The 11,647-nt window shown below is 42.5% G+C and carries 11 protein-coding genes and 1 riboswitch; all 11 genes read right to left on the bottom strand.

The genetic code is table 11. From position 1 onward, the window contains the following. Window positions 1–17: 17 nt before the first annotated feature. The 11 genes from ribE to rlmN all read right to left on the bottom strand — a co-directional run bounded on the left by ribE (window position 18) and on the right by rlmN (window position 11,637). The gene (gene ribE / locus ACZ449_RS09375) at window positions 18–671 is read right to left on the bottom strand and encodes a riboflavin synthase (RefSeq protein WP_464260761.1); all 654 of its coding nucleotides are present in this window, start codon (window positions 669–671) and stop codon (window positions 18–20) included. Continuing rightward, window positions 640–1,770 carry a bifunctional diaminohydroxyphosphoribosylaminopyrimidine deaminase/5-amino-6-(5-phosphoribosylamino)uracil reductase RibD gene (ribD, locus tag ACZ449_RS09370; protein WP_464260760.1) on the bottom strand — a complete coding sequence of 377 codons (1,131 nt, stop codon included), beginning with the start codon at window positions 1,768–1,770 and terminating at the stop codon, window positions 640–642. Before ribD ends, ribE begins: the two co-directional genes overlap by 32 nt. Before the next feature lie 276 nt (window positions 1,771–2,046). Further along, window positions 2,047–2,182, bottom strand: a riboswitch (FMN riboswitch). Between the two features lie 60 nt (window positions 2,183–2,242). Next, a complete protein-coding gene (rpe, locus tag ACZ449_RS09365; RefSeq protein ID WP_464261847.1) occupies window positions 2,243–2,893 on the bottom strand; it encodes a ribulose-phosphate 3-epimerase in 651 nt (216 codons plus the stop codon). A 9-nt stretch (window positions 2,894–2,902) separates the two neighbouring features. Beyond that, window positions 2,903–3,793 carry a ribosome small subunit-dependent GTPase A gene (gene rsgA, locus ACZ449_RS09360; RefSeq protein ID WP_464260759.1) on the bottom strand — a complete coding sequence of 297 codons (891 nt, stop codon included), beginning with the start codon at window positions 3,791–3,793 and terminating at the stop codon, window positions 2,903–2,905. Between the two features lie 135 nt (window positions 3,794–3,928). Beyond that, the gene (gene pknB / locus ACZ449_RS09355; protein WP_464260758.1) at window positions 3,929–5,824 is read right to left on the bottom strand and encodes a Stk1 family PASTA domain-containing Ser/Thr kinase; all 1,896 of its coding nucleotides are present in this window, start codon (window positions 5,822–5,824) and stop codon (window positions 3,929–3,931) included. Between the two features lie 12 nt (window positions 5,825–5,836). Then, the gene (locus tag ACZ449_RS09350; RefSeq protein WP_464260757.1) at window positions 5,837–7,258 is read right to left on the bottom strand and encodes a peptidoglycan D,D-transpeptidase FtsI family protein; all 1,422 of its coding nucleotides are present in this window, start codon (window positions 7,256–7,258) and stop codon (window positions 5,837–5,839) included. Then, window positions 7,255–8,514 carry an FtsW/RodA/SpoVE family cell cycle protein gene (locus tag ACZ449_RS09345; protein ID WP_464260756.1) on the bottom strand — a complete coding sequence of 420 codons (1,260 nt, stop codon included), beginning with the start codon at window positions 8,512–8,514 and terminating at the stop codon, window positions 7,255–7,257. Before ACZ449_RS09345 ends, ACZ449_RS09350 begins: the two co-directional genes overlap by 4 nt. Before the next feature lie 2 nt (window positions 8,515–8,516). Then, window positions 8,517–9,230 carry a Stp1/IreP family PP2C-type Ser/Thr phosphatase gene (locus tag ACZ449_RS09340; RefSeq protein WP_464260755.1) on the bottom strand — a complete coding sequence of 238 codons (714 nt, stop codon included), beginning with the start codon at window positions 9,228–9,230 and terminating at the stop codon, window positions 8,517–8,519. Window positions 9,231–9,235: 5 nt separating this feature from the next. Further along, a complete protein-coding gene (locus tag ACZ449_RS09335) occupies window positions 9,236–9,691 on the bottom strand; it encodes an FHA domain-containing protein (RefSeq protein ID WP_464260754.1) in 456 nt (151 codons plus the stop codon). Between the two features lie 29 nt (window positions 9,692–9,720). Continuing rightward, entirely contained in the window at window positions 9,721–10,488 is a 768-nt protein-coding gene (locus ACZ449_RS09330) for an FhaA domain-containing protein (RefSeq protein WP_464260753.1), read from the bottom strand. A 90-nt stretch (window positions 10,489–10,578) separates the two neighbouring features. Further along, window positions 10,579–11,637 carry a dual-specificity RNA methyltransferase RlmN gene (rlmN, locus tag ACZ449_RS09325; RefSeq protein ID WP_464260752.1) on the bottom strand — a complete coding sequence of 353 codons (1,059 nt, stop codon included), beginning with the start codon at window positions 11,635–11,637 and terminating at the stop codon, window positions 10,579–10,581. Window positions 11,638–11,647 lie beyond the last annotated feature (10 nt).

The raw sequence follows: 11,647 nt of genomic DNA, 5'->3' as shown, positions 1-11,647 counted from the left end.
ACGCTATGGTTAAAGACTTATAAAGTAAATCCATGCTGCTCAAGAAACCCCATCGTTATCTTTTCGACTGGTTTAGTGGTTTGTTGTAATCCTAGCAGCTTCTCCACATACTTGCCAATCATATCTGCTTCCAGATTAACTGGCTCACCTACTATCTTCAGACCTACTGTGGTCCTAGCAGCTGTATGGGGAATGAGCGACACGGTAAACCAGTCGGCGCCAAAGTCAATAATGGTAAGACTTGTCCCATCAATAGCAACTGAACCTTTTGTAATAATGTAGCGCATAACTTCTGGACCAGCTCCAATCCGGACAATTATCGCGTTATCATTTTGTTCTTTGGTCAAAATTGTTCCTATTCCATCAATATGACCGCTGACAATGTGACCACCTAGTCGATCTCCTACTCGGAGAGTACGTTCGAGATTAACAGTGTCACCTGCTTTGAGAGCAGCTAGCGCCGTACGGTCAACTGTCTCTGGCATAACATCAGCAGTAAACCAATCGCGGCTAAAATCAACAACTGTTAGACAGGTACCATTTACGGCAATGCTGTCCCCCAGTTTAACGCCATCTACTATTTTACTGCCAAAAACCGAAAGCCGAACAGATTTAGTGCCGCGTACAATCTGTTTGACTTTACCTAATTCTTCCACAAGTCCGGTAAACATCTCGCCCCTCCCGTCCGGTTACGTAACCATTTACTAAGATATCGGTACCGATGGTTTGTGTGGTAATATCTTCAAGCAGTATGGCTTGATCTACCCGTTCTACTCCTGTACCACCAACCGGGCTTAACGCTGTTTGTCCACCAATGATTTTGGGTGCTATGAAACAATATACCTTATCAATTAGATTAGCAGCTAAGAGTGATGCGTTGATGGTTGCTCCGCCTTCAACAAAGATGCTGGTAATATGGCGTTCGCCTAAAATTTTAAATAGTTGGCGAAGGTTGAGGCCCTGTGGTGTTTGCTCAAGCACCAGTACCTCTACACCGTGGCCGCGCAGTGCAGCTACTTTCTCCAGTGGCGCCGCCTGGCTTACCGCGATGAGGGTTGGAGCCTGTTTGTCTGTAATTACGTTAGCAGTCAATGGTGTTCTGGCCATACTGTCTACAATAATTCGGACCGGATTTTGGCCACCTTCCGGCAAACGAGAGGTTAACAAGGGGTCATCCGCAAGTACGGTACCACTGCCTACAAGTATGCCATCATATATATCGCGTAGTTTATGTACATACGCTCTGGCGGAAGAGCCTGTTATCCATTGGGAATGGCCGGTATAGGCGGCTATTTTGCCGTCCAACGACATCGCTGTTTTAAGAACGCCAAATGGCGTACCAGTAGTGATCCACTTTATAAATACTTCATTGAGCTTGGCAGCTTCAGCTGCTAGTATTCCCTCTACTACTTCAATACCAGCTGACCGGAGTCGGGTCAGGCCATTGCCAGACACCTCAGGATTGGGATCAGTCATGGCTACAACTGCTTTTTTTATACCTGCCTCAATCAGAGCATCCGTACAAGGTCCGGTTCGACCATAATGAGAACATGGTTCAAGGGTGACATATATGGTTGCTCCTTTAGCGAGCTCGCCAGCTTGGGCCAAAGCATGAATTTCCGCATGGGGCGTACCGGCCTGACGATGCCAACCTTGCCCTACTATGTGTCCATCTTTTACAATAACGGCACCCACCAGCGGATTAGGGCTAGTACGTCCTGTTGCATACTGCGCAATGCCAAGTGCCTGACGCATATAATAATTGTCCATAGAAGTCCTCCAGTGCAAAACGTAGTAAGAAAGTTTTACCCTTCTGTTAAGGCAAGTGAACTCGCTAACCTTTGAGTACTTTGGAAACTTTGCGTACTTTGCGGTAACAATTCTTAAAACAGGCTTGGTTTGGGCTATGCGGTTAGGTTTGTTAAACCACAAAGGACACAAAGAGCGCAAAGGAATACGAAGGGCAAACAAAAAACTGTTGAATAGCTTTGGGGCTATCAACAGTTTAATAGGCAATGTGGTTGGGAAATGCCAATATGGCAGAACTTACGCCTTTTACCATCCAGACTATACTGTCGGCTCTGGAATTGAACCAGATCAACCGTAAAAACGGCTCGCGGGCTATACCGCCGGTCAGGAATTAAAAGATTTTACTCTTTTTCACCTTGCCCCAAAGGCTATAATATGTAATTTTCATCCATAATGTAACTATCTACTACATATGTTACCACTAAGAAGCAATTTAATCAAGCCCTCGGATATTTTTAATTGCTTGCGTCATATCTGGCGCTCCATATACTGCTGATCCAGCTACTAATATCGTTGCACCAGCGGCGATTACTTGACGCGCAGTACTGGCATTAATGCCCCCGTCAACTTCAATATCAACACTAAGCTTTCGTTGGTCAAGTTTTGTCTTCAAGCGAGTAATCTTTTCAATTGCCCCTGGAATAAACTTTTGGCCGCCATAACCAGGATTTACACTCATGATAAGAATCATATCGAGATCGTCAAGTACTTCTTCAACTACAGCCAGTGGAGTTGATGGATTCAATGATACTCCCGCCTTCAAACCATACTCTTTGATGGTTTGAAGCAAACGGTGCAGATGGGGGGCGGTTTCGGCATGAACCGTAATAATATCGGCACCAGCTTTTGCGAAGGGTTCGATTAAATCTTGGGGATTAGTTACCATTAAATGAACATCAAAAGGTAGTTTGGTTACTTTGCGAATAGCAGCTACAACCGGTGGACCAAATGTAAGGTTAGGGACAAAATGACCATCCATAACATCAATATGAACCCAATCAGCGCCTGCTTTTTCTATCTTATTTATTTCATTAGCTAGCTGGGAAAAATCGGCAGATAAGATAGATGGAGCAACTTTAATCATAGTACTCATCTAGTATCCTTTCTTGTTCTCTCTAATTTCGGTCAATATTTCAAGATAAGATTGATATCTTTCAGCATGAATAAGCCCTTCAGCTACCGCCTGTTTAACCGCACACTGTGGCTCTTTATAATGAATACAAGTACTGAATTTGCATTTAGGAGCTATTGGGGAAATTTCAGGGAAGTAGTCCATTAGATGGGCTTCTTCCATATCATTGAATTCAGTAAAGCTGAAACCCGGCGTATCGACGACAAAGCCACCGCCCTCAAATGGCAAAAGTTCGGCAAATCGAGTCGTATGTTTACCGCGGCCAATTTTATGACTAACTTCGCCAGTAGTAAGTTCAAGACCGGGTTGGATTGCATTAAGGATGGTAGACTTTCCCGCACCTGATGGACCAGCAAAAACCGTAATTTTATCATGAAGCTGTGTGTGCAATTGCTCTATACCTGTACCTAACTTAGCAGCTATAGTGAGTACCTTATACCCAATTTGCTTATAGCGTTCAACTAATTTAGCTAACACCTCCGTGTCCGCTAAATCGATTTTATTAATACATAGTATTATCTCCAGTTCTGAAAACTCAGCAATTACTAAAAATCTGTCAACCAGAGATGGGTTAATATCAGGATTAACAGCGGCAAAAGTCACAACAACCTGGTCTATATTGGCAACCATTGGACGCTTTAACATGCTGCGTCTCGGCAGTATTTCTTCAATGATACCTTTTTCCGGGCCAGTTAGAGTATAAGTCACTTCATCACCTACAATAAGAGAAAAGCGTCCTTTCTTAAATCGGCCGCGCAAATTGCAAGTGACAATTTTGCTGCCTGACTGTATATAGTAGTAACTATTATAGGCTTTTACTACAATACCATTTAGCACACATGACCTCCTCATTGAATAAATTTCGCAGTAAAGAAGTTCGCAGGTGCAGGTAGGTGCTACATTGACAACGCTTCACCACTAGCGTTGTCAATGTGACTTTTGTCACTGCACCACCTACCTGCAAAATCTTTAACACGTTTTATATAGCTAAATTGTTTGTTCTTGAAGCAATTTTTCATTGATATACACTTGAATTCGTACTTGTCCAGTGCCCTCGACTGTTTTTTCAATATGTTCACCCGGTTTATGTGAACCTTCATAAATAACCCGGCGGCCATTGGTATCGGTAACTACTATTTGCAAGGCTTGCGGAGTTTGGCGAGCTGATCCGTCTGGTACGGTTACTTGAACAACGGCCCGTTTGACAGCTCCAGGCACACCTTTGGCAATAGAGAAGTCAATCGTCGTGCCTTCTGTTACTTCAGTAGCTGGTGGTGGATTTTGACTAATAATGGTGCCTGGTGGATATTTATCATTAGGTGCTTCTGTTATTTTTCCTTGCTTAAGCTTCAAGCTATCAAGCTGAGTTGCCACCGTAGTTAAGAGCGATCCTTGAAAATCCGGTAATGAAACTTTCTTCGGACTAGTACCTTTGCTGATAACAATATCAATGGCCGTCCCTTTGGTTACTTGCGCTGGTGGACGGGGATTTTGATTAATGACTGTATCTGCTGGTGCTGCATCAGTAAATTGTTCGTCAACCCGACCTAGTTTCAGACCAGAGTTTTTAATCTGCAGTTCGGCATCCCGGCGGCTAAGACCGCGCAAATCCGGAACAACAGTAACTTCACCGCCTTTGCTGACAATGATCGTTATTGTCCGCTGTTCTTTGACAGTTGTTCCTGCTTCTGGTTGCTGGGATATAACCTGACCTGCCGGAACTTTGTCGCTAAAAGCATCAGAGACAGACACTCTAAGATTATTACTAATAATAATGTTACGTGCTGTATCTACCTGCTTGCCCACAACATCTGGCACGGCAATTTCATTAAGACTCCAAAACTTACCAAATCCCAGAAAGGCCGCCAATGCTGAGCCCAGCAACACAAACAATAATATCCCCCACAGCCAAGGTTTAGAAAGTTTAGCTTCGTTTAACAAAGAAGCAGGAGTATTAGATGGTACTGTATGTCTTGCATTATTCTGTTCCGCTGGCGGTGTAACTGTTGGTAATACTTGTGTAGGAAAATCCGTATGAGATAGTCGCCTAGTATGATCATCCCTTAAATAATTTTGGGCTAATTTAAAATCAGCAATCATTTCACCAATATCAGTGAATCTAGCAACTGGATCTTTATGCATAGCCTTTACTACAATAGCTTCAATCAGCGGCGGTATGGAAGCGTTTAGTTCTCGCGGTAACCTTGGTTCTTCCTGTATGTGCTTAAGGGCAATACTAATTGGTGATTCACCAGTAAATGGCACATGACCTGTAAGCATTTCGTAAAGAACAACACCAAGAGAATAGATGTCAGATTTAGCACCAACCGAAACACCTTTAGCCTGTTCAGGTGAAAAATAATGTACCGAACCAATAATTGTGCCCGAATTAGTCATTGTTGATGAAGTAACAGCTCGGGCAATACCAAAATCAGTTACTTTAACTCGTCCTGAACGAGTAATAAGAATATTATGTGGCTTGATATCGCAATGAACTAAATTATTTTGGTGAGCATGTTCGAGCGCTTCTGCTATTTCCATAGCAATTCGCACTGCAGTTTCGACAGGTAACGGGGCTTCACGGTCAATTTTATCTTTAAGCGTTTCGCCTGAAATGTATTCCATAATTATATAGTATGCTTGTTCATCAAAACCAACATCGTAGATATTAACAATGTTAGGATGCGAAAGCTTAGCCGCCGCCTGGGCTTCCTGCCGGAAACGACCAATAAACTCTTCATCATCAGTGAACTGGGAACGCAGTACCTTAACAGCTACTGAACGGTCTAATAGTTTATCATGTGCGCGGTATACATCGGCCATGCCTCCGCCGCCAATTCGTTCCAATATTGTATAACGATCATCAAGTGTGCGATTAAGCATTAATTCACCCCCTTATCGTAATGCTTGCAATAAAATCTGTCGGGCGAGTGGTGCGGCTACCGTACCACCAGAACCCGCATTTTCAACAATTACCGCTACTGCAACTTGTGGATTGTCTGCTGGTGCAAAGCCGATAAACCAAGAATGCGAAGCACCATGCGGATTTTCTGCAGTACCTGTTTTGCCAGCAACCTGTATATCGCGCAGTGCGGCCGCGCTGCCAGTACCTTCTTTTACTACACTTACCATCATATCGGCTACCTGACTGGCCAATTTGCTATCTGCAGGTGATAGCCAGGCAACTGGACTGGTTTGATTCAATATAGTACCATCAGGGGTCATAATTTTTTGTACTAAATAAGGCTTCATCATAATTCCTTTATTAGCGAATGTTGATGCTAGCATAGCCATTCGGAGCGGTGTAACCAGAAGGCTTCCCTGTCCAATGCCGGTTTGTGCCAAATCGCCGTCATTTAGCTTTGCAAAATCAGGGAGCTGATTAGCACTTTCCTGAATATCGCTGCTAATCAGCTGGGTAAAACCATAGCGTTCAAAGTACTTGGCCATTCTTGTGCGGCCGAGATCAAGTGCTAGCTGACCAAAAGTAACGTTACAAGACACGGCTAACGCTTCTCGCAGATTCAATTTGCCATGAGCTATATTATTAGATTCTGTCAATGTATAATCAGAACCAATTTTGAGAGATCCGCTGCAGGTAAATTGGTGGTTTTTATCAGCCAATTGTTCGGCTAATGCGGCTTCAGCTATCATAACTTTAATGATGGAACCTGGTGGATATAATCCTTGTGCAGCCCGGTTAAGGAGCGGACTACTTGCAGCTTGTGAGATACTATTCCAAGTTGTGTCAAGCGTGTTTGGATCAAAGCTTGGGCGGCTAACCATAGCCAATATCGCACCTGTTTTAGGTGACATGACAACAATTGCGCCACGATGATTGCCAAGAGCCTGATAAGCAGCTTGCTGAAGCTGTGCATCAACGGTAAGTACAACCGTATTGCCAGCACCGTTTGCAAATAATTGACTAATTGCACCCAGGCGTTTTTCAGGATTTATTTGTCCTGATAAATAGCCATCATAAATGCCTTCAATGCCTGTTTTTCCATACTTAGGACTATCATAACCAACAACATGGGAAAATACGGTATCATAAGGATATTCTCGCTGATATTCTTGTTGTGAGAGCTTACTTAGAGCCAGAACTTTTCCATGAATGTCAGTAATTTGACCTCGTTCCACTTTGCGTGACGCTTCTGCTGTTCGGCGGTTAAGCGGATGAAAAGCCAGAGTATTACTTTCAATAACTTGAATATATACTACATAACTGAGCAGTAACACCAACAGTGCAATAGAAAATAGCGCTGCTTTATGGATACTCCTGCGTATGGCCTTATGGGGAATGTCATGTATGTTCATGGGGTGGCTGTCGCCTCCGATATAGCAAATAACATACCCAGCAGGATAAAGCTTGCGACCATAGAGCTACCACCATAACTTATCAGCGGCAGCGTTATACCTGTTAGTGGCAAAAATTTGGTAACACCGCCGATAATAATAAAAACCTGCAATGCAGTAAGTACTCCTAAGCCGCCAGCTAGTAGCATGGTAAACGGTATTTGCGAAGCAAGTGCTGCACGAAATGCGCGGTAGACAATAAGGATATAGGCAATGATTACTGCAGCAGTACCTGCTAGTCCTAATTCTTCGCCAATAGCAGCAAAAATGAAGTCGGTATGTACTTCCGGGATAATGCTTGGATAACCGAAAGTTAAGCCGCTGCCTAACAGTCCGCCTGAACCTAAAGCAAATAGTGACTGGACAATCTGGTACGAACGTCCAGTCGGATCCGCCCAAGGATTTAACCAGATATCAATTCTAACTTGAACGTGAGGAAATATAAGATAACATATGGCGGAGCCTGTAAAAAACATACAAAGCGCTAAAGCTACATAACTCCATCTACCACTTGCCATATAAGCCATTGTTACGGTTGTGCCAAAATACAGTAAAGCAGAACCTAAATCGCGCTGGACGATGAGCATAGCCATAGTTAACGCCCACAGCACCATAAGCGGTGCAATAAAGCGCGGATGCGGCAAAGTTAGCGGGCCATAATGTCTGGTAGCGTAAGTTAGTAATTGACGCCGCTCGCTCAAATAAGCAGCCAAAAAAATTATAATTAACAGTTTGGCGAACTCTGCAGGTTGAAACCTTACCGGACCTAGGATAATCCAGTTTTTATTACCGCCGATATCAACGCCAAATGCAATTGTAAACACCAATAATATAATGCCTGTTATGCCGCAAAGGTATTTGTATTGGGAAATAGCTTCCGGCTGGCGAAAAATAATGACTGTAATAATAAAAGCAATCAGTCCTGCCGATAACCACATAGCCTGTGGAATAAATAAATCAGGACGCAGCCTTAGAATAAGTGTTAACCCAATGGAAGCTAAAAATACAGCCAAAGGCAACAGTAACGGGTCTGCTGAGGAAAAGTAGCGGCGAATTGTCAGTGAAATAAGTGTCCAGAAAACAAATAAAGCACTAATAATACTAAGACCCTGATAGGAAAACTGATGATTAGCCAGTGTTACTGCAAGGTAGCCATTTAGTAAAACGAGACCGGAAATGAGTAGCAGGCTAAGCTCAGTTCTTTTTTCATGTTTCATGGTCAATTCCTATTTTGCAGAAAAATAGAGGTAATATTATCATACCCACCTGCTTGCCTAGCTTGGTCGACAAGAGTATTACAAATTGTTTGTGAACTGATAGGCTGGATGCAAATATTGAGTATGGTTTCTTCACTGAGCATATTGGTTAAACCATCAGTACATAATAACAAATTATCGCCTGGTTGCCATAAAAACTTACCTGAGTCTACACAAAGCGTTTCACTAGTCCCTACAGCTCTTGTTAATATGTTGCGATGGGGATGAACTTGCGCTTCCTCGCTAGTGATACTACCATTTTGCATTAGTTCCCAAACCAGCGAATGATCATTAGTTATCTGGTGTAGCTTATTTTCTCTGATTAGGTAAAGTCTGCTGTCACCTACATGGCTCCAATAGATTTGCGCATTATCAATATATACAGCGGTAACTGTAGTTCCCATCCCCTGGCACTCACTTTTATCTTGAGACATTTGATAGATGCTGGTATTCGCTTGAACAATTGCTTCTTCTAAAGACTGGTCCCACTCTGCTGGGATTGGGATTTTTTCTATGTATTCCCGAATGGTATTGGCTCCAAGGTTGCTGGCGATTTCTCCGGCAACATGCCCACCCATGCCATCAGCAACTACAAACAAGTGTGGTGGCAAAAAAACATAACTATCTTCATTGGTTTTACGTACCATACCAATGTCTGACTGTGCAAATGCCCGCATGGAAGTCACCTCTCAAACTTAAGCGTAACTGCCCCAATTTGAATTATATCACCATCTACGAGGGCAGTTTCTCCTTCTAACTGTTGACCATTAACAATTATACCATTTGTACTGTTTAAATCAGCCAGCATATAATTGTGTTTCAGCCTGGATATACAAGCATGTTCATGTGAAACAAAACTATTATCAATAACTACATTATTGTGTTGACTGCGTCCAATGGTTAAGCTGTCGACTATCGTATAAAGCGTCTGTGATAGCAGTTCCTGACGATCATCAATTACAACTAATCTAGCAGGCGAAGAAAAACCAGCGGCGTTTTCCCCTTTGTCCCAAACAACCCCTTCTGTTAGATCAGCAATGGCCAAACTAGCCAAGTCGCGGGCTGCTAACTTTACTACGCGGTACAAAAAGTAATAGAGCAGTACTACCAGGCTATACTGCAAAGCTATTACAACCATATTAAAAACCTGCAATTTACCGGGCAATTTTACTTCACCTCATATAAAATAACGGTGTTACCTACTTTTATTCTATCACCGTTTTTTAGATGCTTATGAGTAATACGGTTTCCATCGACATAAGTCCCGTTAAGGCTTTTAGCATCATGAATGACATGGCTATTGTCTTCACAAACAATATATGCGTGCAAGCGTGAAGTGTTCATGTCTGTAAGTGGCAGTTCGTTTGTGTTGCGACGGCCAATGTTTATTCTGTTGGTCGTGCAACTCACTTTTAAACCGGCATCTAACCCTTCAATCACTGTTACGAAACCATGAAAATGTTGCTGCACAGGACATAGCAAGTGCATAGGTTCTAGTTTATCAAATACTTTGGTGTCACTGGCTGTTGACGTGTTTTCAGACCTGTTGACACTTTCATCGCAGGAAGTGTCAATAAAACTTGACGTAATCCTAAACGCTTGCTTAACTAACTTTTCATCAGCAAAAAGTTCAATTTGAGGTCCGCCTGCCATAGTATAGCCTTTGCGTCGGCTCTCCTCAATCAAGTAAGCTGCCAATTCACTGCATACAGATTCAGCATATGATTCTAGCTTTCCATAGTCTTCATGATTTACATATATCGCATAGTGATTAGGCACATAGACGTGGGAAACACCAACTGTACGCTCGTCTTCCATCTCCCTTGCTAATTGTTTGGCAATTTCAATAGGCTGCAAACTACTAGAAAACTGTTTGTTAAAAAAACCTTCAATATATCTTTCAAAAAAGTTTTCAATATTGCGGACAAACTTCACTTAAAACACTCCCGCTAAACTGCATAATAAATTCAGAGCTAAGAAATCAATTCTTTTTTATTATACGCGATATTGGTAGTCTAGTCAAAATCAACCATCATTGCGACATACTTTATGTCGTAGTTGTCCACAAGCAGCAGAAATATCAGTACCCATCTCTCGCCTGACAGTGACATTAAGGCGTCCTCTTTGCAATAGTTGTTCAAATTGAATAATATCACTTACTGAAGGACGTAGCAAGCCGCGTTCAGGTACCGGATTTATGGGAATTAGATTGATGTTTGCCAGTCGTCCTCTAAGAAGTGTTATTAGTTCTTTGGCATGTGACGGTTGATCATTAATGCCAGCAATTAAGGTATATTCATAGGTAACCCGTCTGCCGGTTGCAGCGGCGTAACGATCGCTAGCTGCCAAAACCTGTTCTAGAGGATAACGTTTATTAACAGGCATAAGACTGCTTCTAAGTGAATTATTAGGTGCATGTAATGAGATTGATAAGGTGATCGGTAATTTCTCACCAGTAAGCTTGTCAATTTCAGAGACAAGTCCGCAAGTCGATAGAGTAATATTACGATAACTCAAGTTTAGACAATAATCTTCATGAATAAGCCGGATAAAGCGCAAAACGTTGTCAAAGTTGGCGAACGGTTCCCCTGAACCCATAAGAACAATCGAGTCTACTTTTTGTTCTTGCTGTTGTAATAACTCAGTAATATACAATATTTGCGCCAGTATTTCACCACCGGTAAGGTTCCGCACCAAACCATTAAGTGTCGAAGCACAGAAAGTACAACCCATCGCGCAACCTACCTGGGTAGATACGCAAACACTATTACCGTAGGTGTGACGCATAAGAACAGTCTCTACGGCCATATCATCAGAAAAAGACAGTAAAAATTTGCTTGTTTTCCCATCAGCCGAATGCTGTTCTGCCTTGAGGCTAACTTGCGTAATAGTAAAACTATTATCCAAGCTAGCGCGTTGGTCTTTGGCTATGTTGGTCATAGACGCAAACTGACGTATATTATGCTTATATAACCATTCGGCAATCTGTTTGCCCCGGTAGGATTGTAACCCTAACGGTTTTATTAGTTCAGCAATCTCAGAAGCAAATAAACCGAATAAGTCTGTTTTTACGTTGGTTGTCATAGTTGTTACC

This window comes from Desulfosporomusa polytropa (assembly GCF_055380075.1).
Note: the sequence above shows the minus strand (reverse complement) of the source record. Positions and strands in the feature narration are given on the sequence as shown.

Bases quoted from the DNA above. Each gene is read 5' to 3' on its own strand.
- ACZ449_RS09335 (WP_464260754.1), bottom strand. From the start codon at position 9,691: ATGGTTGTAATAGCTTTGCAGTATAGCCTGGTAGTACTGCTCTATTAC.
- ACZ449_RS09340 (WP_464260755.1), bottom strand. From the start codon at position 9,230: ATGCGGGCATTTGCACAGTCAGACATTGGTATGGTACGTAAAACCAAT.
- ribE (WP_464260761.1), bottom strand. From the start codon at position 671: ATGTTTACCGGACTTGTGGAAGAATTAGGTAAAGTCAAACAGATTGTA.
- pknB (WP_464260758.1), bottom strand. From the start codon at position 5,824: ATGCTTAATCGCACACTTGATGATCGTTATACAATATTGGAACGAATT.
- rsgA (WP_464260759.1), bottom strand. From the start codon at position 3,793: ATGAGGAGGTCATGTGTGCTAAATGGTATTGTAGTAAAAGCCTATAAT.
- ACZ449_RS09350 (WP_464260757.1), bottom strand. From the start codon at position 7,258: ATGAACATACATGACATTCCCCATAAGGCCATACGCAGGAGTATCCAT.
- rpe (WP_464261847.1), bottom strand. From the start codon at position 2,893: ATGATTAAAGTTGCTCCATCTATCTTATCTGCCGATTTTTCCCAGCTA.
- ACZ449_RS09345 (WP_464260756.1), bottom strand. From the start codon at position 8,514: ATGAAACATGAAAAAAGAACTGAGCTTAGCCTGCTACTCATTTCCGGT.
- ribD (WP_464260760.1), bottom strand. From the start codon at position 1,770: ATGGACAATTATTATATGCGTCAGGCACTTGGCATTGCGCAGTATGCA.
- rlmN (WP_464260752.1), bottom strand. From the start codon at position 11,637: ATGACAACCAACGTAAAAACAGACTTATTCGGTTTATTTGCTTCTGAG.